The following is a 25,316-nucleotide window of genomic DNA, read 5'->3' as shown; positions in this document are numbered from 1 at the left end:
TTCTGTACAATGCAGGGCGCTTATCCCCTTTTCCAGCCATCATCCGACAGGAAGCGATGAAGCGTTTTTTTCAATGTAACAATATCGATTGGTTTGGATAAATGTGCATCCATTCCCGACTTGAGAGCTTCCCTGACATCCTCGTCAAACGCATTGGCTGTCATGGCTACAATCGGTATTGCAGATGCATCCTTTCGTTCCAGATTACGAATTGCTTTTGCCGCCTCGTATCCGTCCATGACAGGCATCTGAATATCCATGAAAATCAAGTCATAATATCCTTCGGCAGACTCTGTAATTACCCTGACTGCTTCTGCTCCATTGGGAACATCTGTCACATGGGCGCCAGTCTCCTCAAGCAGTGTACGTGCAATTTCCAGATTGATCTCATTGTCCTCTGCCAGCAATATATGTTTTGCAGCAAAGTCGCAGGAATCAATCAGGCTGTTCCAACTGGAGGTGGCGGTTTCATGGCCTGACTCATGCTGCACATCTCCTTTTCCCACTCGTCTCTTTAATGGAATCGTCACAGTAACCACCGATCCCTTTCCAACTTCACTTTCAACCTGTATGCCGCCATTCATCATATCAACCAAATTTTTCGTAATTGCCATTCCAAGTCCAGTTCCAGTCATCTTACTGCTTACGGTTTCTGCCCCTCGTTCAAAAGGTTGAAACAATCTCTCTAAAAACTCCTGGCTCATGCCAATCCCAGTATCAGAGCATTTTAATATATAATTGACATATTCTTTATGCGGCTTTTCCTCCTGTGATACTTCCACGCAGATCCTTCCGCCCTCTGGTGTATACTTTACAGCATTGCTCAAAATATTTATGTATATCTGCCGTATACGAAGTGGATCTCCGATTACCTCATCATTTTTTAACGCTGACAAATGAACATCCAACTGTAGCTTCCCGGCATCTGTCTGAGCACGAACCAGGTCAACCGTGTCAGATACTAATTCGGAGAAATAAAATGTCTCCTCCCGCAGTGACACTTTTTTATTTTCAATCCTAGACATATCAAGTACATCATTGATCAGACTCAGTAGATGTTTCCCGGATATATTGATTTTTTTCAAACATTCCATAACCCGATCGGAATCATTCGGATGTGCGGATGCGATGGCAGTCATGCCAAGAATGGCATTCAAAGGTGTGCGGATGTCATGGGACATATTTGACAAAAACTTGCTTTTTGCCAGATTGGCAGCTTGGGCGCTCTCCAAAGCGCTCTTTAATGCCTGATTCTTCCGTTCTTCTTCATACCGCTTTTCATCAATGCGTCTTGAAATAAGAATAGCCAATTTGTCCTTGGAATAGGGATTATCCACCGCAATAATCTGAGTAGAGATCCAATGATATATCCCATCAGTCAAAAGCTGTTTTGTCTCAAAAGAGACCTCATTACGTTCATGTACAAGGGTACGAATAAGATTCTTTGGCGCAAAGCATCTCTTGTACTCCTCCTGTGAGTCAGCATTTATGGTAGGCAACATAGACTCATACAGCTCACTGTATGAGTTTTGCTGACCCAGAGGAAGCATTAGATTGGACTTGATATAGACAAACTTCAGCTTGTCTTGGGTTAGGTTGAGAGTGATGATCACAGGATATGCATTGGAGATTGCACTGACTAAAGTGAGTCTCTCCTGCAAATTTCTTCGTGTCTCCTCCTCCTCAGCCACCTTTTCTTTTGTGATATCATGGATTGCTGTAATAAACACCGGAATGCCGTTTTCATCCAATGTTTTTTCCACAATACCAGATGCCCAAAAGTAAGTGCCATCTTTCTTTTTAATACGGATTGCAAATATATTTTTTGTTCCATTTACCTCTGCATCCTGAAACAGAGAAACGATCCCTTTATAATCTTCAGGATGAACGGTGTTTTGGAGGTTCAGTCCCGCAAAAGTATCGTTAGTGGAGTCCTCCGGATATCCTAACAGGCGCTGGCCTTCCTCATTGAGCTGAAGAAAATGGTAGGGCTCCTCCACTGTCATTAGCGCAATCCCCTCCGGAACGGCGTTATATAAACGGCTGATATACTCCGCTTGATTGCGAAGCTTGCGGTTTGTTCTGTTAACATGACAAAAATACAGCACTACCAGAAGAACAATCCCTAAGATTATTCCTGCAATTAAAACAAAGGTGCCCACTATAATTTGATTGGTCTGTTCATTGACAACACTTGCAGGGATAATTGAAATCAGATACCAGTCAGACTGCAGTCTCAGAGGAAGATAGCAAAAAACCGTATCCTCTCCCTGATAGGATAACGTTGCCCAGCCTGTTTTGGAGCTATTTAATGCCTCAGAAAACTGCTCCAGGAGAACCGGGGCATTTGGGGACTCCTGCAAAATATCGTAAAGGTTCTGAACAGTTTTATTGCTGTTAGGATGTGGCGGGCGGATCAAAACATTCCCATCTATATCCACAACATAAGAAAATCCTGCATCATTGTAAAAGGAAACGCTGAAGGAATCTACAATTTGAGCAACTTCATACTCTTTAACAAGAAAGCCGGCAGTCCCATCCCTCAATGACACTGGCACATACAGATTAAAAACATTCAGACCTGTGACACTGCTGATATGCGGATCAACGATTCCTTTTTCGGCATCTGACTTTTCGAGGATAGCAGAAATACTCTTATCAGGAGACAAAGAAGCCGGATAAAAACGGCCATCGTTCAGATATAAGCTTACATTCTGATCCACAGACCCGTATTCGCTCAAGAAACTCTCTATCCTACTCTGTTCATTTTTGTTAAAGTTTTTAATATGTGCGGAAACGCTTTCCATTGCATCATATTCATTTTGAAGCTGTATTTGAAGTGTATTGAGACCCTGCCGTGTACTCTCAAGAATGGTATTCACTGACTGCTGCCACAACTGATTTCTTACTGTATTTACGAAAACCATCATCATGATACTCAGTCCAATGCCCACAAGCACAGCGGTTATTGCAATAGTTCTTTTTGCTTTTATTGATTCTTTTGTCCTCACAGTGCATTGTCCCCCCCGGCCTGTTGATCAATCCACTCCATGACCGTCTCCAACCGTTCCCCTGATAACAGTTTCTGAGCTGCCTCAGCAGTCAGTTCCCAAATGGGAAGTTCCAGCAAAGCATCGGAACCGATCACCGTTCTTCCACTTTTATAGCAGGAGACCAAAGACTGTATCTCTCCTATAGAAGAGGGGCTTCCTGCTTTAAGCGGACTGAATGATGATTGCTGATCCGCAAATTTCTGGATATTATTTTCCTCAGTAAAATATTCCACAAATTTCATAGCAGCTTCCAAATGCTGGCTGTCGGCATTTACACTCAACCTCGTATCCGGGTTGATCACCAACATAGAACCATCCTCTAAAACCGGAAGAGGTGCCACCTCAAAATCGAGCTCTGTGTTCATATTTTCCACGCGCCCGGCTGCCCAGGCACCTGTCAGCATAAATGGAGCTTCACCTTTCGCAAATTCCTCAAGATCATCCGATGTCTTTTTGGTATGAAGTGCCTTCTCTCGATCAATATATCCTTTTGAAAGAAATGATTCTGCAATTGAAAAGCCAGAACGCAGATAGTCGCTTAACCTTGCTTCACCGCGGTTGATTTTGTCAAAGATATCCGCCTGACTGTTCTCCTGATAGACAGAAAAAAAGCTGTGCCCGATAGCCATTGTTTTAAGGGAGATATCATTGTTCGCTACCACAGGAGTGATTCCCTGCTGCTTAAAGAAGCTGCAAACGGAATCCCATTCCCCTATGTTTTGAGGAACCTTTTGTCCGTACTTCTTCAACAAATCCATATTGCAGTACAGGCCAAAAGCAGACACAGTTGTGGGCACCCAGTAAATTTTTCCGCTTTTCTCCTCCATCTGGCTGCGCATCTGCTCCGTGTAGGAGGAAATGTTACTCAGTTGGGATAAATCTGCTACCTGCTCTTTTTGCTCTAGCTCCAGCAGCACATCGTGATTGACCATAAATACATCGTTCCCTTTGCCCGAAGCCATTCTTTTTATGAGTGCGTCAAAATAATCGTTTCCCTTCAAGCTTTCATAGGAAACCCTAATATTGGGATTTTCCTCCATAAAACCGGAAATGATCTCTTCGATCACTTTTACATTTTCTGGTTCATATTTATTTCCAAAAAAGGAGAGTGTCACTGTTTCCTTGTCGGAATCCTCATAATTCATCACTATGCCGCTATTACCGCATCCGGTAAAGACGTGCAACGTAAATACGGTAAGGACAAGCAAAGCAATTACCCTCTTATTCATAACACTTCCTCCGTCCACTCTATATTTCAGATAATTATATCATAGGTGAGTGAACTTTTCAATGCGTTACCCTAAGTGGTATGTGTCAATACCAGCGTACAATTGGAAGCTCATTGTCTATCCCCTTAGTCATCAAAACCTGATGCAGGTCAATAATACCGTTGTGAAAAGTTGCTGCACAGGAGCACAGGTAGAGTTCCCACATGCGCACAAAATGCTCATCAAACATTGCCCGCACCTCATCCCTGTGTTCTTTGAAATTGTTTTCCCAGCACAGCAGGGTGCGGTTATAGTGAAGCCTTAAATTTTCTACATCCAGGGTGTGAAAGTTTTCCTCCGCCATACAGGACAGAATTTCCCTGAGACTTGGAACCATCCCCCCCGGAAAGATATATTTTTTGGTCCAGGGGTCGCCAGGGTACTCTTTGAGAGCACTGATAAAGTGTAAGAGAAACAGTCCTCCCGGTTTTAGAACCTTATTTACGCAACTTAAAAACAGCGGGTAGTTTTCACGTCCTACATGCTCCACCATCCCCACACTCACTGCACGGTCAAAAGTCAGCCCACTTTTTGGCAGATCCCGGTAGTCCATTAACTCTGCATTCAGCAGTTCTTCCAGGCCTTCCTCCTGAATACGATTTTGGAATTCCCTGTACTGCTCCTCGCTCAGAGTAATTCCTGTTCCTTTGATTTTATATTTTTTGGCCGCTTCAATCAGGAGAAATCCCCAACCACAGCCCACATCCAGCAGACGCATCCCTTCCTTTAGATGCAGCTTCCGAAGAATACGATCCACCTTATTTACCTGAGCCTGATAAAGTGTGTCGTCCTCATGCTGAAAATATCCGCAGGAATAACTAAGGGTCTCATCCAGCCACAGCTTATAAAAGTTATTTCCAATATCATAGTGGCTGCAAACCTCTTTTTTCTGGTTCTTCTTCCCGTTGGACGTAAAGATCAGTTTCTTGATGGCGCTGTGGTCCACAGAAAACTTGCCCATCTGTCCCAGAAAATGATCCAGTGCATGGTAGAGATTCCCTTCAACCTCCAGAATACCGTTCATATACGCCTCCCCCAGAGCCAGGGAAGTGCTGGTCATCAAATCAGAAAGAGGGATCATCTTATGAAATTTTACAATAAAAGTCGGAGCGCCCTCTCCTATGGTATACGCTTTATCACCCAATTTAACCAGGAATGGATATTCATCAAACTTCTTTAGAAACGAAATCAAAACATTTTCTTCCAACATGGTGCTGCCTCCTTTATGCCTCTATAGTTTCGCTGTATAAATCTTCCACGATTACTATATTATGCCCATGCTGAAGCATTTCTATTAACTTACTATAACTAGAGAAGGCTGGCAGCTCCGATTATTCCCGCTTTTTTTCCCAGAGCAGCCAATTCGATCTCCGGAAGCTGGCCCTTATCCTTTCCAAAACAGTTCTCTTTTATGAATAGGCGAAGCGGTTCCAGGAGCATCTCTCCCTGTGTAGAGACGTCTCCCCCCAGAAGGACAAGCTGCGGGCGAAAGATATTCACTGCATTTGCAATACCGGTTCCCAGTCTGTTTGTGTACAGAGCGAGAATTTTCTTTAATATGGGATCACCGTCAGCCGCCCCCGCAAAGATTTCTTCCAGCCCCAGTCCACTCCCAGTTGCTTCTCTCACCTGCTTGGTGAGGGCCGCCGCTGAAGTATAGGCCTCCAGGCAGCCTCTCCGTCCACATGTACAGGGTTGTCCGTTCTCTACAATAACCATATGTCCCAGCTCACTGCCTCCGATACCTCCCCCCTCATAGATGCTGCCGTCAATAATGACTCCGCCGCCCACACCAGCTCCAATCGTGATCATGACCACATCCTCACAGTCTTTCCCCGCCCCAGCAACCGCTTCTCCCAGCGCTGCGCAGTCCGCATTATTGGCAATGCAGATGGGGATAGGCAGATATCTCTCCAATGCCTTTTTTAAATCAACGTTTTCCCACCTAATGTTGTTGGAATAGCGCACGACTCCCTTTTTCCGGTCTACCGTTCCCGGTACGCCGACACCAACACCAACACACTGATCCATTGCAATCCCCTGTTTCTCAAGTAACGCCAATGTTTTCTCAGCTATACTCTGAATCCTGCCTTCTGCAGGCTGAAACGTATCTGTCTTCATAATCTCAAGTGCAAGCAGCTTCTGATGGATATCCACGAGTCCAATTGCTGTGGCAGTTCCGCTCATATCGATTCCAATCCGCACTGGAGCAGCCTTTTCTCTGATGGTTGTAACCAGTGCATCACAGGAACCTTCTATGGTATAATTTCCACTTCCCGCAGTAAGAAAAAAGCTGTCTCCCTTTTTAAACTCCAGTGTTTCTCCAAAGTTAGATATAGTCCCTTTGCCATCCAGCACCAAAATACTGGCAAAGGAAGCCCCGGAGACTTCCCCTTCCATCTTCTTCATAACTCTGCCGTCCAAATTTAGCTTGTCGACCGTAAAATAATCACAGTCCGCCACATGGGGATAGCTGCTTCTATCTTTTAAAATGGGAACTCTGCGGGTCACTGCAAGCGCTTTCTCAATGTGTAAATCCCGTTTTCTCCCACTCTTATCCGTTCTTCCGTAATCGTAAACGCGGTAAGTTATATTGGAATTTTGCTGTATTTCCGCAATCAATATATCTTTCCCTATAGCATGGATGGTTCCGGACTCAATAAACAGCACGTCCCCTTTTTGAACCGGTACTGCATTCAGCACATCCAAAAGAGTGTCATCCTGAATCCTTTTCTCAAATTCTTCTACACTGATCTCGCGCTTGAAACCATAGTACAAAAATGCCTCTTCGCCCGCATCCATCACATACCACATTTCTGTTTTTCCATACTGCCCTTCATTTTTCAGCGCATAGCGGTTATCCGGATGTACCTGAATAGACAGGTTGTCCTTTGCGTCTATGAATTTCACGAGAATGGGAAAATCTCGAAATCTTCTGCAATTAATTCCCAGGATTTCTCTTCCCTCCTGCTCTATGTACTGCTGAAGAGTCCTGCCCTTGTTCGGTCCGTTTACAATATAACAGGGTCCATCCGGATGACAGGATAACTCCCATGTCTCTGCAAGCACATTTCCCCCGCTTTTTTTGCCGTACTCCTCCGCCAGTCTGTGTCCTCCCCATAGGTATTCTTTGCCGCTTGGTTCTAATTTTAATATGCACATATCATTCTCTTTCTATTTTTAATTAAATTTTAATCATCGAGTTAATGTATATAAATTAATTTAATCTTAATATAGTTTAGTGAATAAATCAATACCCTTCTGAAATAAAAAGCTATTAGTGCATATTTTCATACCATACCGTCCTAAGGCTGCTTCTTGTTTTTAACAGTTTTTTTGAGAACCATCCGACCTGTGACAATCTGAATACCTTCTGTATATTTTATGTGTTTTATTTTGTTGATTAAAGACCTTACACAGACCTCAGCCATCTGTTCCATATCTACCTGATAGGTGGTGATTCTATCCGCGTATGCTTCCATACCAACTGGCAGAAAATGGTCATACCCCACAACAGATACGTCCTCCGGGACACGAAAGCCCATCTCCTCCAGATTTTGGATCACGTAGCGGGCTGCAAAATCACAGTTGCAGGCATAGGCATCCATTCCCTGCGCTGAATCCAAAATCTTTTCAAAAATTTTTCCAGTCTCATCACGGTCCGGTATTTCCCAGCTCTCCTCAAAAGGTAGATTGTTTTCCCGTAATGCTCTGCGATACCCCCAATACCGGTCCGTAATACTATTGGTGGCGTCAACATTCCCCACAAAGCCAATTTTTTTGTGCCCCTGGCTGATCAGATAATTAGTAACCATATACATTCCGTAATACCCGTTTGAAATGACTGTATCAAAGGTACCGGCGGGTGAATAGGTGTCAAGGAAAAAGACGGGCAGTTTCGTCTGCCGGACAATCTTCTCAATATAGTTCTCATCTATTGGCCCTAAGAGAATCAGTCCGTCTACCTTGTCGTCAATCAGTACCTGGGGAGGATTTCCCTCTTTTTCATCCTCTTCGGCAATCAGTTCCAAAATTCCATAATATTTGTTGTTGTACAGCGCCCTTACGACCTTCTCGTACATTTGTCCATAAAAGGAAAAGGAATATCCATAGTAGTGTTCCGGAATGAGCACCCCTATGTTGCCCGTCTCCGTAACGCCCGGTTTAGTAGAGGTGATTTGCACATATCCCAACTGCTGTGCCACCTGTTTGATTCTGAAACGCAATTCATCACTTACGCCCGGTTTGCCGGACAGGGCCTTTGATACTGCTACTATACTCACACCAACTTTAGACGCAATATCCGCCATTGTTACATTTTTCGCCATAATTTTCTTCCTCTATCTGAATAGTTAAACAATTATTGATATCGATTGGTCTTAGTATAAATAATTTTACATATAATGTCAAGATAACAATAAATGAACATGTTCGCAAAATTATTTCTTCATCAAAATTGCCAATCAATTGCCCAATAAAAAACCAACTCGCAGGACGCATTTTTTTCCCAAAACTGTGTTATTTTTGGTATACTTACCAGGAAAGAACCTGGGAGGATGGAAAATGAATACAATTGCAATTATAGAAGACAACCAGACGGTGCGTGAAGAGATCAGCTCTTATCTGCAGAGGCAGGGGTTTCATACAATTATACCTGAAGACTTTTCAAATATCCCCTCTGTTTTAGAAGAGTCCGTGGCGGACTTACTGCTGCTGGACATTAACCTGGGCCACTTTGACGGGTATGCGCTGTGCCGGGAAATACGCAGGAAATCTCAGATTCCCATTATATTTGTCACTGGACGCAGCAGTGACCTGGATGAACTAAAGGGGATTACCTTGGGAGGCGATGACTATATCCGAAAACCCTATAATTTGCCTGTACTGCTGGCGCGTATACGCCGTCTGCTGTCGAGAAGCAGTCAGGTACAGGAGGCTTTGGAGTTCTCCGGGGTTGTCCTGAATCTGGTGCTGGGGCAGATTCGTTATGGGGACAGCATTTTGGATCTCAGCAAAAATGAGATAAAGATCCTCTATTACCTCTTTTTAAACCAGGACTGCCCTGTACCCAGAGATGATCTGATTGAATATCTCTGGGAGAGTAAGCTGTATGTGGATGAGAATATCTTAAACGTCAACCTTTCCCGCCTGCGCAAAAGGCTTGCGGGCATTGGACTGACAAACTTTATCCGGACGATTCCCGGAACCGGATATCAGTTGAAAGTGGAGGAATAATCATGAGTGTATTTGAGTATATAGATGAAAAGCTTGGGATACTGATTCTGAACTTGTCCGCAGCCGCAGGTTTATCCTTCTATCTTTTTCTGCTAGGGCTGGATCTCAGCTCCGTGGCTCTGATCTGGATTGTGTGGCTGCTCATTCTCCTGGGAGCAGGTGGACTGAACTACGTCCAGCTTTCCGGGAAATACCACCGGATGAAAAGCCAGCTTGCAGGACTGGACCAAAAGTATTTGATTGCCGAGCTGATTCCAAAGCCTCACTGTATGCAAGAAAAAATATATTATCAAATGCTGAGAACAGCCAACAAGTCCATGCTGGAAGAAATCGGACAGGCCAAGTCTGATTTTCGGGATTATAAAGAATATATAGAAGAATGGATTCATGAGATCAAAACACCCATCCTGGCCATTGAACTGCTCTGTAAAAACCATCCCTCCCCTGCCACCAGAAAAATCAGCGCGGAGCTGTTCCACATCCGCTGTTTGGTGGAACAGTCCCTGTACTATGCACGCAGCGGCCAAGTGGAGAATGATTATTTTATCCGAAAATTTCCCATCTATGACGCAGTTGGGGCAGCGCTTATGGATTACCGGACACAGCTTCTGGAGGGGGGGATTCAGGTCTCTACGGATGAGCGCACGGACACGGCTTACACAGATGAAAAATGGGTGACCTTCATTGTCGGTCAGCTAGTATCCAACGCGGTAAAATATCATTCTGACAGGCATCCCCAACTGCGTTTTTCTTTGAGGGAAACCAGACAGGCAGTATTTTTGGAAGTATGGGACAACGGAAAGGGGATTGCACCGGAGGATCTCCCCCGAATATTTGAAAAGGGATTTACCGGAAATGACCGAAAAAACACAAATTCTACCGGAATGGGGTTGTATCTTTGTCGAAAGCTCTGCACAAAATTGGGCCTTACCATACAGGCGGACTCTGAAGCTGATAAATATACCTGTATTACTCTGGGATTTCCCAAAGGAAGAATGCATCGACCCGAGGATGTGTAAAGGCGCCGGGGTACTTACAATTCTGTAAGTACCCCGGTGCTCTGTTTCCTGCTATACTATCTTTACAGAGAGGAGCGATAATTTATGAACACATTGCTGAAAATTGAAAATATGGAAAAGTATTATGGAACTAAGAACTTGGTGACAAAGGCCATTGACCGGATCTCCTTTGAGGTGGAGTCCGGAGAATACTTTGGAATCATGGGAGCCAGCGGAAGCGGAAAAACCACGCTCTTAAACTGCATCTCCACCATAGATTCCGCCACAGCGGGGCATATCTGGCTGGAGGGACGCGACATCACTTCATTGGAAGATGAAGATCTGGCAGACTTCCGGCAGCAGAATCTGGGTTTTGTATTCCAGGACTTTAACCTCTTAGATACTCTTACTATTGAGGAGAACATTGGACTGGCTCCTGCGATCCGTGGCGTGGATTCTTCCAAGATCACTGACATGGTGCGTACAATCGCAGAGAATCTGGGAATCGCGGACATTCTTGAGAAATTTCCATATGAGGTATCCGGAGGCCAAAAACAGCGGTGCGCCTGTGCGCGGGCGCTGATCAACCATCCCAAGCTAATCCTGGCTGATGAACCCACTGGAGCCCTGGACTCCAAGTCAGCCGGTATGCTGCTGGATAGTTTCTCCCGCATGAACCGGGAGATGGGGGCTACCATTCTCATGGTTACCCACGACGTATTTACTGCAAGTTACTGCAGCAGAATCCTGTTTCTGAAGGACGGCCGCATTTTCAGCGAACTACGCAGGGGAGAAAAGAGCCGCCGTGAATTTTTTAATGAGATTTTGGATGTGGTGACTCTGCTGGGAGGTGACGTATCCGATGCTCAGTAAATTAGCTTTGCGCAATGCCAGGCGTTCTTCCAGGGATTACGTGATCTATCTCATCACCGTAATACTTGCCATTGCCCTGGTCTATTCTTTTAACACTCTGATCTTTTCAGAAGAAATACAGGCTTTGAGCAGTGGATTGGGTATACTGGGAGCTGTCATAATCTTTATCTCCTGCATTGTGGTGTTTGTGATTGGCTGGCTGATCTTTTATATGATGCGCTTTATGCTGGAAAGACGCAGCAAGGAATTCGGCACCTACATGCTGCTCGGCATCTCCAACAGAGATATTGTGCGCCTGTATCGCAGAGAGAGTCTGCTGATGGGGGGAGCTGCATTTGCAGGTGGGGTGCTATTTGGTACCTTAATCTACCAATTTTTAGCCCTTCTGGTCATGAAGGTATTCGGGGTTCATTATCAGATCCGGTTTACCTTCTCCCCAAAAGCCCTTGGGCTCTCACTGCTTTACTTTGGCCTGATCTATCTTTTGGCTCTTGTAAAAATAGGGCACCGGCTGAAAAAAATGAAGATCTGCGATCTTCTGTATGCTGAAAAAAAGAATGAGAGTGAGGCATTGGAAAATAAAAAGGGACATTGGGGGATTTTTATCCTCTCTGTACTCCTGCTGATCGGCGGCTGCGTATGCCTGGAGCTGTGCGCGTACAGCAATGTAATTATGGAAAGCGGCCAGGCTGGAACTTTCCTGTTTGCCGGAATTATAATGCTGATCATAAGCATATATGGAATCTACTTAACAGTTACTGCTTTCATTACAAAGGCTATTCTCACAAACCCGACAGTCAAGTATCAGGGAAACCGGCTGTTTCTTACAAGAAACTTGAGTGCCAAGCTGCGAAAAACAGGGGCTGCATTAGGGACACTGGCGCTGCTGCTCACCCTTACACTGACGGCTGTACAGCTGGGTGTACTGTTTAAACAATTCTTTGATACGCGTACACTACAGATTGCTACCTTTGACGTAGGTATTTCCCTTACCGGTGAAAACAAGGATTTTGGGGAAATACGTAAGGTTATTGATGAGGATGCTAAAGTAAAAGCCAGCCACATCTATCCTCTTTATACGTCTGAAAGCACAGCACTGTACGATTATTTTAAAAAGCTTGGGAATCATGGGTGGATGATACAGGATGCGGTGCTTGCCTACAGCGATTACGTGAAACTCTGTGAAATGCTGGACCTAACACCAGCCGCTTTGGAGGAGGGACATTACCTGCTCTACAGTTTTGGCAGTATGAAAGAGGGACAGAGCACAGAAGATTTGCCAAAGCTGGAAATAAGCGGCACAGCACTCGCCTGTCAGGACTGGAAAACAGATTCTTTTGGGATTGGCAATGGCCTGAACGGCACTGGATACACCACGGTGGTCGAAGACAAGCTGGCCCGCACTTTGGACATCTATCACACCACACTGGCGGCTGAGACGGATAAGAAGCCATCAGAGGGGCTGGAAGAGAAGCTGGAAGATCTGTTTTTTGATCAGGGCATATCCTTTGGCTTCAATGAGGGCGACCTGGACTGCCTCTATACCAGAACCTCTATTGAGAACAACAACCTGTCTTCCTTTATAATATTTTCCTTTTCGCTCTTCTATGTGGGCCTGATCTTCGCCTGTGTAGCTGCCACGATACTTGCTGTACAGCAGTTAAGCGAATCGTCAAAATACCGTTTTCGTTATCGGATACTCTCTAAGCTGGGTGTGGGGAAACGTACCCGACAAAAGTTGGTGTTTAAAAATGTGCTCTTCTACTTTGCAATTCCTCTGGCGGTTCCCATTCCGCTGAGCATGTTTGTGACAAGGTGCATGAATCATCTGATACTGATGGAACAGCTTTCGGGAGGAAAGTTTTGGGGAACTGTATTTATGAGCATCGGAGTCTTTGGATTCGTATATCTTCTGTATTTTGCAGCTACCTATATTGGCTGCCGTAAAAATATATAGCAACTTAGTCAGTTTTGACCGGGTCATTTCCGGAAATGACCCGGTCACTTTTGAAAAATGACCGGGTCAAAATTGAAAATTATACGATTTCTGCTCCAAAAGGCATGAGCGCAAGCTTCGCAATCTTAAACTGCTGAAGCCCGAAGGGAATTCCCACAATAGTAATACACAGCACAAGTCCAATCACTGCGGACTCCAGTGCCAATGGTATTCCTGAAAAAACCAACCAGAGTATGTTTAGTATGAGTGATCCAGGGCCTCCGCCGTAGCGGACTTCTTTACCAAAGGGAAAAAAGCTCAGGGAAGCCATTTTAAAGCACTGCATCCCTATTGGAATACCTACAATGGTAATACACCACAGACATCCAAATCCCAGCCAACTGATTCCGCTGATAAACCCACCGAAGACAAACCATAGCAAATTTCCAAGACACCCCATCAGTATTCCCCCTTATCATCCAGCATTAGTGTGTGGTGCATCTGATCTAGATCTTCCAGAATCATACTCACTTGTTCAATTGCTTCTTCAACCTGACCGTATGCATCGTTTATCTTGCTCTGAACCATCCAGTCTGCAACTAACCCGTCAAAAAAGTAATCGGCAAAGGTGAGAAAGCTGCCTATGTCTATGCGAAAGTCAATAGGTACCCGAATATCTCTCAGTTCTCTCTGAAAAATCCGAAGATTTTCCCTGGCCATCTCCATCTCCTCCTGAGCATTATTCAGCTTAGAGTGTTTGACCATACTGGCAAAGAATCCTCCTCCCAGCATATCAAACAATCCCCAGTTCTTAGCGCTGGATAGATGTTCCCTTGCCTTTGCCAAGCTGTTTAACGCAATCTGCCCTGCCACGATTGCCTCATGAATCTCTGTTTGCTGTTCTCTTCTATTCATTGTTTCTCCTTTCATTATGCCGTTTCCAAATCCAGTGCGATCCCGCCCGGAGGGCTTTTTATATCCTAGGGAATTACGAAGGACTTTCCTAGGATATAAAAAAGACTTTTATTATGGCACTTAGTCATAATAAAAGTCTTGCTCATCTCATTTGATACGGATACGCTTCTGCATATCGGCTGACGCTCTCAAACCCACCGTTTGGTGTTCGGCTACTCCCTTTTATTGGATGAAATTAATCTACCATATCGGCTATCAGAAGTCAATAGTCTTCCTCAAAACTCAATAAAAAGTTAAGATATAATTAAACAGTCACCAATCTCTACTCTCTGCATATCTTATCATAAGCTTTCCTTTCCGGAGTTCTTATGCAGACTGTAATACGAAAATCACTGAAAGACACCATGTATTACAACGGGATGCCAGTGTTTGTCTATAGGATAAACTATCCCTGTTTCACATCACCCAACGGTTCAGCAGCTACACAAACCGTAAATGAGTACTACTCCAATAATGCGAAGCATATGGAAGAATACAGCCGCACGGTTCTCTACGCTCAGACATTGGAAAATGTAAAATATATACAGGATAATCAAAGACCTTTTAACAGCTATTCTTTGATTATGGATTATCAGATCACTTACAATGCAGGGTGTATTGTTAGTCTTTTTATGGATACTTTCACCTATATGGGCGGAGCGCACGGGGAAACAAAACGGCAATCTGATACCTGGGACTTTAAAACCGGAACAAAAATTATGTTAGGTGACATATATCCCCTCAACCAAGCCTCCCTTGCAAAATTCCAGAAAATTGTAGAGCAACAGATATCCGATAGGCTAAATGCCGTGCCTGGCTCCTACTTCGATGATTTTTCAATACTTTTACAGAAATCCTTTCGTCCAGAGAATTTTTATATAAAGCCAAATGGCGTTATTATTTATTTTCAGCAATATGACATTGCCCCATATTCTACAGGAATACCGGAATTTTTAATACCTTTGCGTCTCGGTTCCTAAACAAGGCATTGACTTGTGATTTATTATTCGGTCTTTGACACCTCTCTATGGTAACCTGCAATTTTATTCCGCCCCTGCCTTTTCGCCTGGTACAGTGCTTCGTCCGCGCAAGCCAACAGTTGGATGTAATCTTCTGCATTTATATCTGATTGGCTGGCATATCCCACGCTGATGGTAATTCTCCTAAAATCAGAACTCTCATGGGGAAGTCCAAGAACATAGATGGCATCCACTATTCCCTGAGCGATTGCCTCCAACTCCTTGCTGCCGCGATTCCTGTCAATAGCCACAAACTCCTCCCCACCATAACGGGCAAAAAATATACCGTTTGTCTCACCAAATTTGCGGAGTGTTTTTCCAATACACTCCAGACAGTAATCTCCAGCAATATGACCTTTTGAATCATTGTATGCTTTAAAATGGTCAATATCCATCATCAGAATACTTATCCTTCTATCCTTGTCCGCCTCAAATGCATCCCTGGCGTAAATGTTAAACCGTCTTCTGTTTGGAAGCGTAGTCAGTATGTCCGTATCCCTCTGAATAGTCAGTAATTTTTCATTCCTAATAAACCCGATCCGCAGTGTTACGATCCAATAGGATATAATGGATGCCACCAGATAAAATACAATACAGTTATAGATATCCGCCAGTGCCACAGAGGGTTCCTTTGCAATATAGCTGCAGACACAAAACGTGAGTGCAGCTCCCAGATTGAAGATATTCATTTTAATAGATCTTACAATAAACAGGATCGGCATCACGATCATAAATACGGAAAAGCTGACAGCTGGCATATTCAGGCTGTAGTTTACACCGGAAAGAATGCAGAATGCATAGATCTTTGTCATACATAAAAATACTGCCGCATCTGTCCGCCTGCCTGCCCGAAACAGAACCAACTTATCTGCAGTGATCTCAAGCAGCGTAACGGCCATAGTACCTATGTACACACTCTGCATAGGCGCAACATATCTCGTAAAAAAACCGGAAAAAAATACGATCACAAGCAGTAAGAGCACCAAGGCGTTAAAAAAGTTTAAGATTCTAATATTGTATTGATCGATCTCCTCGCGGTAAGTATCATAACACTTCTTGTTATCATCATTATGAAACCAATTTTTGAAATACTGTAAGCCCCTTTCAAGCACGAAAAATCACCGCCTTGCTGTATTTCGACAACCTTCTTCCCAGTGTTCGTTTCCATAATGTCTTATCAGGTTATACAAAATCAATTTTCTTTCATTATACACCTGATTCATGTTTTCGTATAGACTTTTCAGGAATATCCGTTTATTGTCTTAACAGCTACATAATATAAAACTTATGTACATTTTATCTGTTCCTGCATACAGTCTCTGTAAAACACATTTCCTGCTATCCCAAATTTGACTTTTTCCATGCTTCAACTTCTTTTAGCATTAATGTCTGAATAAATGGATTGTTTTGCGGGCAGACCAAAAACATAAACGCACTGTTGCGGCATTTTTGGCAATGTTCACCCCTCAGCCAAAAATCGTATCCCATAGAGCATTTTGGATTGCAGGCATCTGGATCTGCCATACGCTTACATATGGGTGCTTTCAAAATTGCATGGACCATTTCATCCGGCAGTGTTTCCAGGATATCTTCGTAATCATTCACATGGACTCCATAAATCCGCACAAGCATTCCTTTTTTCCGAAACACATAATTTGCGACTGTTTTTTTATTATACAGATAGGAAACCATATATCCGCTTTTGGCAGTCTTAATCACTATTTTACATCCAAGTTCTATTAATTGATCTTGTAATTCTTTCACAAAGTCCTGATTCTCTGTTGGGACCGTGGCAATAAAATCATTAAATTCAATCTTCTTATCCATAACAATCTAATTCCTTTCCTTATATCTATCGCAGCGTATCGAGGGTAAAAGTTTTTTCATTAGCCTGTTTCACTCATATTTAACTACTCAATGGCATGACAATCGTAAATATAACACTGTTTTCCTGATTCGCAATACAAAACCGAAATCCATGATATTCCAAAAAAGACTTTACAATATATAGACCTAACCCCGTTCCGTTTCCTGTTCGCGATTTATCAACTTTGTAGAAAGGCTCAAACACATGCTGTATTTCATCTGCCGGTATCGAACTGCTCATATTTTTCACAGTCAAAATACATTCTGATCCCGACTGTTTGGTCGTGACATAAATAGAAGAATGCTCCTCAGAATGGACGATAGCATTATTGATTATGTTAGCAAGCGCCTTGCCAAACAGCTCTTGTTCCAGGATAACAAACAACTCGTTTTCCAATGCCATATGAATTTTAATGTTTTTTGATTTTGCCAACTCATCTTGATTTTGAATAATATCCAAAGTTATTTTTCCGATGTCAGCAGAGTGCATCACCCCATTATCATTCATCATCTGTGTTCTTGCTGCTGCTAAAATATCTTTAATCATCTTTTCCATGGTTTCAATGACTTGCATGGAATGTAAAAGATATTTATCCCGGTTGTCGAAAGGAGTTAAATTCTGCAGCATACCTTCCGTCTCGCCTTTCAGAATGGTAAGTGGGGTTTTCAACTCATGTGAAATAGACATAAAAAAGTCAGAACGCTGCTTGGCCTGCACTTTTTCTTTTTCCATATCCGTTTTCAGCTCCCTATTCGCCTCCTCTAATGCTTTCAGGGTTCTGTCTAGCTTTAATGCCATACTATTTAAACTGCCTGCCAGCACACCTATTTCATCCTTGCTTTTAATCCTGCACTTCCATGTCATATCGAGTTTTTCCATTCGCCGGGCAATATTACTAATTTCAACTATTGGCTTAGCAATATGCTTTGAATAGATAACCGCTATCACAACAGAAACAAGAAATATCACAATCAATATCAAGGGGTATATTTCTTTTATGACATCTGTAACCTCTGTTCCTTTATTATGGGAAATAGCTATGTCCAAAGTATAATTTTGATCATTCGTTATAAAGGCAGCGGCTAAGCTCCTGATATACACCGGGTTTTCAGCCAATATGCTATGGGAGAAATCTACTTTGTAGATACTGTTTTCGTTTTTATCAAAAAGTTCCGCCTCTGTTCCGTTCTGCAGACAAAATGCCAGAATAGAATCCTGCATTTCCGTTTCCGTCAACGGCTGGCTTTCAAAATAATTTACAAGTTCTTGCGCCCGCGTATCCAATTCATATGCAATTTTCTCCGTATAACGAAGGGGTAAGTAAAATTGCAGAAACAATACTATTCCGGTGCACGTCAAAAACAATATTGCAAATAATTGCAGAAATAGTTTCCGTCCAAGATTACTTTGCACTTTTGCTGCTGATTTTATAACCCATGCCCCAAACCGTTTGAATAAATTCGCAATCCAGTTTTTTTCGGATGTTTTTAATGTGGTTGTCGATGATTTTTTCGTTTCCATAATATTCCTCTCCCCAAAGGATATCCAACAGATGATTTCGTGTGAACACATGGTCCTGATGCTCCATCATGAATTTAATCAGCTCATATTCCTTGGGTGTAAAGTCAATCAATTCGTCACGGAATAATATTTCACAGCTTTTTTTCCGCAACTGCACCTCTCCAAGTATGATGATATCGTCAGGCGGATTATCCGTTTTGTTTCGCCTCAGCACTGCCTCTATCCGTTTTATCAAAATCGTATGCGAAAAGGGCTTTACAATATAATCATCCGCCAATAAGTCGAATCCACGGGCCTGCTCCTGCTCCTTGCCTAAAGCAGTCAGCAGGATGACAGGAGTGTCCGATGACTCCCTTATTTTTTTTAGCAAATCATATCCGTTCATGCGGGGCATCATAATGTCAAGAATCACCAAGCGTGGAGACTCCCGAACAAATAAATTATATCCGTCAATACCATCAGAAGCGGACACAACCAGATATCCATTTTGTTGTATAAACGCCTGTAATATATCACGGATGCTTTCATCATCCTCAACGATCAGTATTTTGACTTTGTTATCCAACACACTTGCTCCCCCTTGCCATTTACATTACACTATTTATATGATTATACAAGAATACTGACCATATGGCAAACTGTATATTATGCCATATGGTCACGGTTTCGAATGTCTGTTTATAGGGAATCCGTTTCCTTTAGAACACCGTCCTCTAACTCTAACACAACATCAGCCTTCTGGGCAAGAACGGGCGAATGCGTGACGGCAATTACGCATCCCTGCAGCGGACCATGGGCATATTGCAGCAGTAAATCAAAAATCGCGTGGGCGTTTTCATCGTCAAGATTTCCTGTCGGCTCATCTGCCAACAATAACGAGGAATCGGAAATTAACGCACGGGCTACCGCAACCCGTTGCTGCTGCCCGCCCGATAGCTTCCAAACATATCGTTTGGCGATCTCACTATTCAAGCCAACCTTTTCCAAAACAGGCAGCGCGCTAAGCGGAGATACCAGTTTTAAGTTTTCCTCCGCTGTCAGGTAGTCAATCAGATTGTAGCTTTGAAAAATAAAAGATACGTCCTTTTTTCGATATTCAGGCAAGTCTTTTTTCATGAGAGGTTTCCCATTATACAGGACACGCCCTGAATCGGGGATATCCAGCCCACCCATAAGGGAAAGCAATGTTGTCTTTCCGCAACCCGAACTACCCACGATGGCATAAACACGGCCCGAACGGAAAGTCCTGTTTAGATTATTCAATATGGCTGTTCCCGGTTGATATGAATAATTGATATTCTGTAATTCCAGCATTTTAAGATTCTCCTAACTTATAGATTTTAAGTTTTCATTTGGCTCTTTTCGTAAAACAGGAAATTCCGCTGTTATAACCGAAGCAGGGATCAGCAATAAACCTAACAGCAGCATGATTCCTGCCGCGTCCGATGAAACAGAAGCTCCGTTACCGTCATTTTGATGAACGGTTGCTGAGACAATATGCTCTCCGGCCAAGTGTACGATTCCTCCGCTTAGAGCGAAGGCAATCACCATCGCTATTACAGAGGCAATCATAACCTCGGCAATGTGCTGCATCAAAACACGGCTTCTTGATAGGCCCAAACTCATCATAATGCCGATTTCCCGCTTTCGCTGTTTTACTCCATGCGAAAGCAGGAAGTATATCAGGGTGATACACACAAGTAAAATAACAATCCATACGATTTTAAGCAGGTTTGACAGAGAACTAAGCGACGCGATCTTGTCAGCATAATCATCCAAATCAGAAACGATGCTATCCGGCTGCCCGGCGGGCCAATCCAGATTTCTGATCTCATTCGTAACAACGGCTAAATCTGAAGATGAAGAAATGCTGAAAGCTGCTTGACAGAAAAAGGGTTGTGATTTTGGATTAAATACCGAAGAATAGGTCCCTAAATCAATATAGCAGTAATTTTCATATAGCCCATGAGAGAGATGCAGCCCCTTCTTTTGTTCTTCGCCCCGCGATTCAAAAATGCCTATGATTTCCGCTTGAATTATATCGGTGCTCATTTGGCTTGTATCATATCCCATGCTTTCCATGTCCTGGGTGATCGCCCGTGTAAACTTCATCTGTATGATATCCCCAAGGTGCAGAGAATTTTTATCTGCCAACTCTTGGTGTATCAATATTTTGCGTTTATCGCTTTCCACAATATGCCTGCCTGAAATAATCGTTAAGGTTCCCTCTGAAAATAATTCATCAGAAGTTGACGTCACATTGCTGACAAGCGTGCCTGCGTGTTCAAAACCCGGGCTGACAAGGCAGCTATCTCCATCCGTTTTCACTGCCAGAGGCGTTCCGGTATTGTTCGCAAATTCCACAGGGGCAGAATTTGATATCAAGCGGTAAGCGGCGATATCATCCCTGGCTGAAATCTCACTTATTTTATCCAGTGTCAGTGATCCGGGGGCATTCTGCGCGCCTATAACAAATTCCCTGCTAAATTGATTCTCCATTTGTTCAATGGCAGTATTTGCCTGTGCAGCAACAGAAACAACGGTTAGTATCAATATAAATACTGTGGTTAGCAGCAGAATCAGAAGAAGACTTCTGCTTTTTTTCCTTATAACATATCGGCTTGCGCATTGGATAATATTCATATATTTTCCTCATTTGTTCTTCTCAAAGATTGCTCTTGGAGGTGCGTACAAAATCCGGGCACTGGATACCCATATTGATGCGGTCAGCAGACAGAGATTTATGACAATAATCTGCACTATCGTTACTATTTGGATACTGTCTACAGATATACTGCTTGTATGAAATACTCCGCTGGATAGGAAGTAATTTCCTATAAAATACGCAGCGGCTGTGGATATTCCCGCAGGTATCATGGCCTCAATAATGTGTTGCAATACGATTTTGCCCTTTGTAAAACCAAGGGAGAGTAATACTGCTATTTCGTTTGCCCTCATTTTTGTTTGAAGCATCATGACAAAGGTGATAACGAGAAATCCAGCTAAAATGATTACTACGGTTAAGACGGAAAACTGATCTGATACGGCCTTAACGGAATCGGGATCTATCACAGACGCATCTGCCTCATTAAACAGAGAATATTTTTCCCAATCGATATCCAGCTTTTGCACTTGTTTGCAGATGTCTGCCAGCTGATCCGGCTGGGCAACAAAAAATTTCACACTGATGATTCCTTGTCGCCTCTCGTCCAGAGCAAACGCAGTGTCGTAATCGACGTAAATAAAATTTGCGCTTAGCTCTGATGGAGACGATTCCGTTTCATCCGCATCATCCACAAATTCATATATGCCGGATAGAGCAACCTCTATACCGGATGAATACCCCGGCATAGTAATAGTCAGCTTATCTCCGATATGCAGATTATTTTGCTTAGCGAATTGGACATTTACCATTGCTTCGCGCTCAGAATCTGGTGTAATGTGTTTGCCTGCTGCCAATTTTATCCTGGAACCTAAATACAAATCAGAATCCGATACTCCCCTTACGGAGGCGGCGTCATCCTTGGTCATCGGAATGTCATAAGCAACCAAAGTAAGCGGGGTACCTTTTTTACCGGATAATTGTCCCGATAAAAAAGCATAATGGGTTGCATAAGTTTTTACTCTATCCGTGCCCATTATTTTTTCAATTACTTCGTCTGTTATCAAATGTGGCACCGACAAAAAGCTAATTGTACTCCCCTCGGCCACGACGGTATTTGGATTCATCTCATATTGCGAATCAAGGAAAAAATAATCCGGAGGCTTTTGTTCCAGGTTAGCTAAAGCCTCATTGGCGGCTTCCCGAATGGAAATAATTGAGAACGCCATCATATTTATTACAAGAAACACAATCAGAATCAAAAATGCACGTGATTTTTTGCGTGTTAAGTATTTTGCCGCTAACAATATGCTATCCATGTGTTTGTTCTCCTTTTTCATAGACAAATTCTTATTATGAGATAACAATAACAAGAAAAAGTATAGAAAAAATATGGAAGTGGTATGAATTTGGTATGCTATATAATTTGCGGTTCCTGTCTCTCCACTTGACAGGTATATCAACTCCCCCTATAATAGTATCAATAACAATTACGGAAAGGGGCGAAGACAATGTTGTATGGGAAGTTTTGTATTGACTTATGCTCTGCACAAATATATAAAGCAACACATTGTGTAGAGCCCAATCAAAAAAGAATGTTTTGAGAGGCGGCTTATCCAACAGCTTTGGCTGATTTGAAAGCCTTTTTATTGTACCCTCTTTTAAACTTAATTCAATGATTTTCAGGCCGCAGACAATGTGTAAATGTCTACGGCTTTTTTGCTGCCTACAATATTTATACTCCTGCGCAGTTTGACGCAGGATTCGGAGCAGAGGGCCACACCAGCCGGTGTATGGATGCCTTTGTTTTATTTTAAGTAGAAAGGACTATCTTATGAAAAATCAAGAACAAGACTTAACTGTGGGAAGTGTTACAAAAAAACTGGTACGATTTGCACTCCCCTTATTTGGTGCAAATTTATTACAGTCTTTTTATAGTATTGCTGACATGTTGATTGTAGGGCGGTATGTGGGAAAAACTGGTCTTGCCGCAATCAGTAATGCTTCCATGCTCAGCTATATCATCACTTCGGTCTGTATCGGCATGACAATGGGTGGAACCGTTTTAGTTTCTCAGTACAAAGGGGCACACGATGAACAAGGGCAAAAAGAAACAGTGGGGACTTTATTCAGTCTGTCGTTTTTTTCTTCCATCGTTGTTACAATTGTCAGTTTACTCCTATATGCCCCCCTTTTTTCCTTCCTTCAGGTACCGGTGGAGGCGATGAAGGAAGCCTGCGATTATATGCGGATTATATGCCTGGGAACCATATTTGTTTTTGGCTACAATGCCGTAGGCTCACTTATGAAAGGATTCGGAGATTCCAAAAGCCCGCTTTTCTTTGTAGCCATCGCCACAGTTGCAAATATCCTTTTAGACTTTCTGTTCGTCGGTTCTATGGATATGGGAACCAAGGGCGCAGCTTATGCAACGATTTTATCCCAGGGTTTTTCCCTGGCAATCTCTATCATACATTTAAAAAGAAAAAATTGTCTATTCGATTTCAAGCTACATAGCTTTGCGATACAAAAAGATACTCTGGTCACTATTTTAAAAGTCGGTCTTCCCACTGCTGTCCAGATGGTAATTGTGAATATTTCCTATCTGTTGGTTACCGGCATGCTAAATACCTATGGCGTTTCTGTAGCCGCTGCTTCAGGCATAGGACTGAAGATAAATACCTTTGCAGGCATGCCCTGTTGGGCAATCGGACAGGCTGTAACTGCCATGGCAGGTCAAAATATGGGGGCGGCAAACATTGAACGGGTGAAGAAAACCACACGGAGCGGTTTATTCCTAAATCTTCTCGTTACTCTCTTTATCGTTGTTCTGGTACAACTGTTTTCGGAACACATTATCGGGCTGTTTGCACCTGCCAGTCAGGACGTCATGGAGGAGGGGGTCATGTATCTCCGAATTTGCTGTAGTATTAACAGCCTGGTTTATGCGGTGATGTATACACTTGATTCCTTTGCAATCGGTGTGGGTTCGGCCAATATGGCGATGTGTAATGCCATCTTGGATGCAATGGTCGTACGGCTGCCTGCCAGTTGGTTACTTGCATATACTTTTCAACTCGGGTATATGGGTGTTTACATAGGCCAGGCTCTCTCTCCTATTCTGCCTGCCACTGTAGGAATTATCTTTTTTGCACGTAAAAAATGGACCTCCAAAAAACTTATAACTATGTAAACATCACTTCTATGACTTGATACTTCGCTTTTACGAAAGGTGCGGAGCTGACAATATGTAAATCTCTATTGCCTGTAACGAACTCCAATCGCTCAGACGATACCCCCATCCTGCACGGTGATTATACGGCTGCTGCTTTTCGCTGCTTCCATTGAATGCGTCACCATAATAATCGTCTGGCCGATGCTATTATTAATTTCCTGCAGCAGATTCATAATTTCAGCTCCAGTCCTGCTGTCCAGATTTCCCGTAGGCTCATCTGCAAAAAGAATTTCAGGCTTTCCAATTAAAGCACGTGCAATTGCCACACGTTGCTGCTGCCCTCCGGATAATTCACGGGGCGTATGTTTTCGGCGGTCAGACAGGCCCACGATCTCCAGGATTTGATTTACTTCTTTTCTGTATCCGCCTGCCTTTTTCCCATCCAAGAGCAACGGAAGCAGAATGTTCTCCTCTACATTTAAATTTGGAATCAGATTATAAAACTGGAATACAAATCCAATTTTCTGCCGCCTGATACGGCTCATTTTTTCATCCCCAAACTGGGATATATCTGTACCATCTAAAAGAACCTGTCCGCAGGTTGGAGCGTCCAATCCTCCAAGGATATAGAGCAGCGTGCTTTTTCCGGAGCCGGACGGTCCCATGATGGAGACAAACTCCCCCTGCATGACCTGCAGTGAAATATCCTTAAGTACCTTTGTTGTTGTATCCCCAAGTCGAAAATCCTTTGCAATATGTTTTCCTTCTACAGCAATAGTTCCTATTCCTTGTCTCATTGTAAACCTCCACCTTCT

General features: G+C 43.1%; 21 protein-coding genes. 6 read left to right on the top strand and 15 right to left on the bottom strand.

All coding sequences use genetic code 11. The annotated features are described in order from the left end of the window. Positions 1 to 20: 20 nt before the first annotated feature. The 5 genes from AC0THY_RS14090 to AC0THY_RS14070 all read right to left on the bottom strand — a co-directional run bounded on the left by AC0THY_RS14090 (position 21) and on the right by AC0THY_RS14070 (position 8,649). Positions 21 to 3,011, bottom strand: coding sequence for an ATP-binding protein (locus AC0THY_RS14090; RefSeq protein WP_489991233.1), 2,991 nt, complete (start codon positions 3,009 to 3,011; stop codon positions 21 to 23). After that, entirely contained in the window at positions 3,008 to 4,282 is a 1,275-nt protein-coding gene (locus tag AC0THY_RS14085; RefSeq protein WP_489991232.1) for an ABC transporter substrate-binding protein, read from the bottom strand. The genes AC0THY_RS14090 and AC0THY_RS14085 overlap by 4 nt, the downstream gene beginning before the upstream one ends. Before the next feature lie 85 nt (positions 4,283 to 4,367). Next, on the bottom strand, positions 4,368 to 5,531 hold the full coding sequence (locus AC0THY_RS14080; RefSeq protein ID WP_489991231.1) for a class I SAM-dependent methyltransferase: 1,164 nt from the start codon (positions 5,529 to 5,531) through the stop codon (positions 4,368 to 4,370). Positions 5,532 to 5,629: 98 nt separating this feature from the next. Next, positions 5,630 to 7,483: a type I phosphomannose isomerase catalytic subunit gene (locus AC0THY_RS14075; RefSeq protein WP_489991230.1), complete on the bottom strand. Its 1,854-nt coding sequence runs from the start codon at positions 7,481 to 7,483 to the stop codon at positions 5,630 to 5,632. Positions 7,484 to 7,626: 143 nt separating this feature from the next. After that, on the bottom strand, positions 7,627 to 8,649 hold the full coding sequence (locus AC0THY_RS14070) for a LacI family DNA-binding transcriptional regulator (protein WP_489991229.1): 1,023 nt from the start codon (positions 8,647 to 8,649) through the stop codon (positions 7,627 to 7,629). A gap of 235 nt (positions 8,650 to 8,884) precedes the next feature. Between AC0THY_RS14070 and AC0THY_RS14065 the strand changes: the two genes are divergently transcribed. From AC0THY_RS14065 to AC0THY_RS14050, 4 genes are all read left to right on the top strand, one after another. Next, on the top strand, positions 8,885 to 9,556 hold the full coding sequence (locus AC0THY_RS14065; RefSeq protein ID WP_489991228.1) for a response regulator transcription factor: 672 nt from the start codon (positions 8,885 to 8,887) through the stop codon (positions 9,554 to 9,556). Between the two features lie 2 nt (positions 9,557 to 9,558). Next, positions 9,559 to 10,575 (top strand): sensor histidine kinase, encoded by a 1,017-nt coding sequence (locus tag AC0THY_RS14060; RefSeq protein WP_489991227.1) that lies wholly within the window; start codon positions 9,559 to 9,561, stop codon positions 10,573 to 10,575. 84 nt (positions 10,576 to 10,659) lie between these two features. Next, on the top strand, positions 10,660 to 11,427 hold the full coding sequence (locus tag AC0THY_RS14055; protein WP_489991226.1) for an ABC transporter ATP-binding protein: 768 nt from the start codon (positions 10,660 to 10,662) through the stop codon (positions 11,425 to 11,427). Continuing rightward, positions 11,417 to 13,384: an ABC transporter permease gene (locus AC0THY_RS14050; protein ID WP_489991225.1), complete on the top strand. Its 1,968-nt coding sequence runs from the start codon at positions 11,417 to 11,419 to the stop codon at positions 13,382 to 13,384. The genes AC0THY_RS14055 and AC0THY_RS14050 overlap by 11 nt, the downstream gene beginning before the upstream one ends. 79 nt (positions 13,385 to 13,463) lie before the next feature. Here the strand turns inward: AC0THY_RS14050 and AC0THY_RS14045 are convergent, their stop codons facing one another. Together AC0THY_RS14045 and AC0THY_RS14040 are read right to left on the bottom strand one after the other, a co-directional pair. Beyond that, positions 13,464 to 13,823 carry a YccF domain-containing protein gene (locus AC0THY_RS14045; protein WP_489991224.1) on the bottom strand — a complete coding sequence of 120 codons (360 nt, stop codon included), beginning with the start codon at positions 13,821 to 13,823 and terminating at the stop codon, positions 13,464 to 13,466. Beyond that, on the bottom strand, positions 13,823 to 14,278 hold the full coding sequence (locus AC0THY_RS14040; RefSeq protein ID WP_489991223.1) for a hypothetical protein: 456 nt from the start codon (positions 14,276 to 14,278) through the stop codon (positions 13,823 to 13,825). Before AC0THY_RS14040 ends, AC0THY_RS14045 begins: the two co-directional genes overlap by 1 nt. Positions 14,279 to 14,646: 368 nt before the next feature. On the opposite strand from AC0THY_RS14040, the gene AC0THY_RS14035 reads away from it, so the two are divergent. Continuing rightward, positions 14,647 to 15,297: a DUF3298 and DUF4163 domain-containing protein gene (locus AC0THY_RS14035; RefSeq protein ID WP_489991222.1), complete on the top strand. Its 651-nt coding sequence runs from the start codon at positions 14,647 to 14,649 to the stop codon at positions 15,295 to 15,297. Positions 15,298 to 15,320: 23 nt separating this feature from the next. On the opposite strand, the gene AC0THY_RS14030 is transcribed toward AC0THY_RS14035, so the two are convergent. From AC0THY_RS14030 to AC0THY_RS14000, 7 genes are all read right to left on the bottom strand, one after another. Continuing rightward, positions 15,321 to 16,448, bottom strand: coding sequence for a GGDEF domain-containing protein (locus AC0THY_RS14030; RefSeq protein ID WP_489991221.1), 1,128 nt, complete (start codon positions 16,446 to 16,448; stop codon positions 15,321 to 15,323). Between the two features lie 226 nt (positions 16,449 to 16,674). Next, entirely contained in the window at positions 16,675 to 17,163 is a 489-nt protein-coding gene (locus AC0THY_RS14025) for a hypothetical protein (protein WP_489991220.1), read from the bottom strand. Between the two features lie 79 nt (positions 17,164 to 17,242). After that, the gene (locus AC0THY_RS14020) at positions 17,243 to 18,724 is read right to left on the bottom strand and encodes a sensor histidine kinase (RefSeq protein ID WP_489991219.1); all 1,482 of its coding nucleotides are present in this window, start codon (positions 18,722 to 18,724) and stop codon (positions 17,243 to 17,245) included. Next, positions 18,606 to 19,292, bottom strand: a complete 687-nt coding sequence (locus AC0THY_RS14015) for a response regulator transcription factor (RefSeq protein WP_489991218.1) — start codon at positions 19,290 to 19,292, stop codon at positions 18,606 to 18,608. Before AC0THY_RS14015 ends, AC0THY_RS14020 begins: the two co-directional genes overlap by 119 nt. Before the next feature lie 110 nt (positions 19,293 to 19,402). Continuing rightward, complete coding sequence (locus AC0THY_RS14010; protein WP_489991217.1) at positions 19,403 to 20,038, bottom strand: ABC transporter ATP-binding protein; 636 nt, start codon at positions 20,036 to 20,038, stop codon at positions 19,403 to 19,405. A gap of 12 nt (positions 20,039 to 20,050) precedes the next feature. Beyond that, positions 20,051 to 21,277: an ABC transporter permease gene (locus AC0THY_RS14005; protein WP_489991216.1), complete on the bottom strand. Its 1,227-nt coding sequence runs from the start codon at positions 21,275 to 21,277 to the stop codon at positions 20,051 to 20,053. Between the two features lie 99 nt (positions 21,278 to 21,376). Then, positions 21,377 to 22,645 carry an ABC transporter permease gene (locus AC0THY_RS14000; protein ID WP_489991215.1) on the bottom strand — a complete coding sequence of 423 codons (1,269 nt, stop codon included), beginning with the start codon at positions 22,643 to 22,645 and terminating at the stop codon, positions 21,377 to 21,379. 515 nt (positions 22,646 to 23,160) lie between these two features. Here AC0THY_RS14000 and AC0THY_RS13995 point away from each other — a divergent pair. Continuing rightward, the gene (locus AC0THY_RS13995) at positions 23,161 to 24,519 is read left to right on the top strand and encodes an MATE family efflux transporter (RefSeq protein ID WP_489991214.1); all 1,359 of its coding nucleotides are present in this window, start codon (positions 23,161 to 23,163) and stop codon (positions 24,517 to 24,519) included. Positions 24,520 to 24,611: 92 nt separating this feature from the next. Here the strand turns inward: AC0THY_RS13995 and AC0THY_RS13990 are convergent, their stop codons facing one another. Further along, on the bottom strand, positions 24,612 to 25,298 hold the full coding sequence (locus AC0THY_RS13990; RefSeq protein WP_489991213.1) for an ABC transporter ATP-binding protein: 687 nt from the start codon (positions 25,296 to 25,298) through the stop codon (positions 24,612 to 24,614). Between the last annotated feature and the right edge of the window lie 18 nt (positions 25,299 to 25,316).

The organism is Ruminococcus sp. 8Y-12, from assembly GCF_058119865.1.
This window is presented reverse-complemented; position numbering and strand designations above follow the sequence as displayed.

What these genes read in the sequence shown, in the direction of transcription:
- AC0THY_RS14085 (WP_489991232.1), bottom strand. Translation starts at nt 4,282, where the DNA reads ATGAATAAGAGGGTAATTGCTTTGCTTGTCCTTACCGTATTTACGTTG.
- AC0THY_RS14080 (WP_489991231.1), bottom strand. Translation starts at nt 5,531, where the DNA reads ATGTTGGAAGAAAATGTTTTGATTTCGTTTCTAAAGAAGTTTGATGAA.
- AC0THY_RS14075 (WP_489991230.1), bottom strand. Translation starts at nt 7,483, where the DNA reads ATGTGCATATTAAAATTAGAACCAAGCGGCAAAGAATACCTATGGGGA.
- AC0THY_RS14070 (WP_489991229.1), bottom strand. Translation starts at nt 8,649, where the DNA reads ATGGCGAAAAATGTAACAATGGCGGATATTGCGTCTAAAGTTGGTGTG.
- AC0THY_RS14065 (WP_489991228.1), top strand. Translation starts at nt 8,885, where the DNA reads ATGAATACAATTGCAATTATAGAAGACAACCAGACGGTGCGTGAAGAG.
- AC0THY_RS14060 (WP_489991227.1), top strand. Translation starts at nt 9,559, where the DNA reads ATGAGTGTATTTGAGTATATAGATGAAAAGCTTGGGATACTGATTCTG.
- AC0THY_RS14055 (WP_489991226.1), top strand. Translation starts at nt 10,660, where the DNA reads ATGAACACATTGCTGAAAATTGAAAATATGGAAAAGTATTATGGAACT.
- AC0THY_RS14050 (WP_489991225.1), top strand. Translation starts at nt 11,417, where the DNA reads ATGCTCAGTAAATTAGCTTTGCGCAATGCCAGGCGTTCTTCCAGGGAT.
- AC0THY_RS14045 (WP_489991224.1), bottom strand. Translation starts at nt 13,823, where the DNA reads ATGGGGTGTCTTGGAAATTTGCTATGGTTTGTCTTCGGTGGGTTTATC.
- AC0THY_RS14040 (WP_489991223.1), bottom strand. Translation starts at nt 14,278, where the DNA reads ATGAATAGAAGAGAACAGCAAACAGAGATTCATGAGGCAATCGTGGCA.
- AC0THY_RS14035 (WP_489991222.1), top strand. Translation starts at nt 14,647, where the DNA reads ATGCAGACTGTAATACGAAAATCACTGAAAGACACCATGTATTACAAC.
- AC0THY_RS14025 (WP_489991220.1), bottom strand. Translation starts at nt 17,163, where the DNA reads ATGGATAAGAAGATTGAATTTAATGATTTTATTGCCACGGTCCCAACA.
- AC0THY_RS14020 (WP_489991219.1), bottom strand. Translation starts at nt 18,724, where the DNA reads ATGGAAACGAAAAAATCATCGACAACCACATTAAAAACATCCGAAAAA.
- AC0THY_RS14010 (WP_489991217.1), bottom strand. Translation starts at nt 20,038, where the DNA reads ATGCTGGAATTACAGAATATCAATTATTCATATCAACCGGGAACAGCC.
- AC0THY_RS14000 (WP_489991215.1), bottom strand. Translation starts at nt 22,645, where the DNA reads ATGGATAGCATATTGTTAGCGGCAAAATACTTAACACGCAAAAAATCA.
- AC0THY_RS13995 (WP_489991214.1), top strand. Translation starts at nt 23,161, where the DNA reads ATGAAAAATCAAGAACAAGACTTAACTGTGGGAAGTGTTACAAAAAAA.
- AC0THY_RS13990 (WP_489991213.1), bottom strand. Translation starts at nt 25,298, where the DNA reads ATGAGACAAGGAATAGGAACTATTGCTGTAGAAGGAAAACATATTGCA.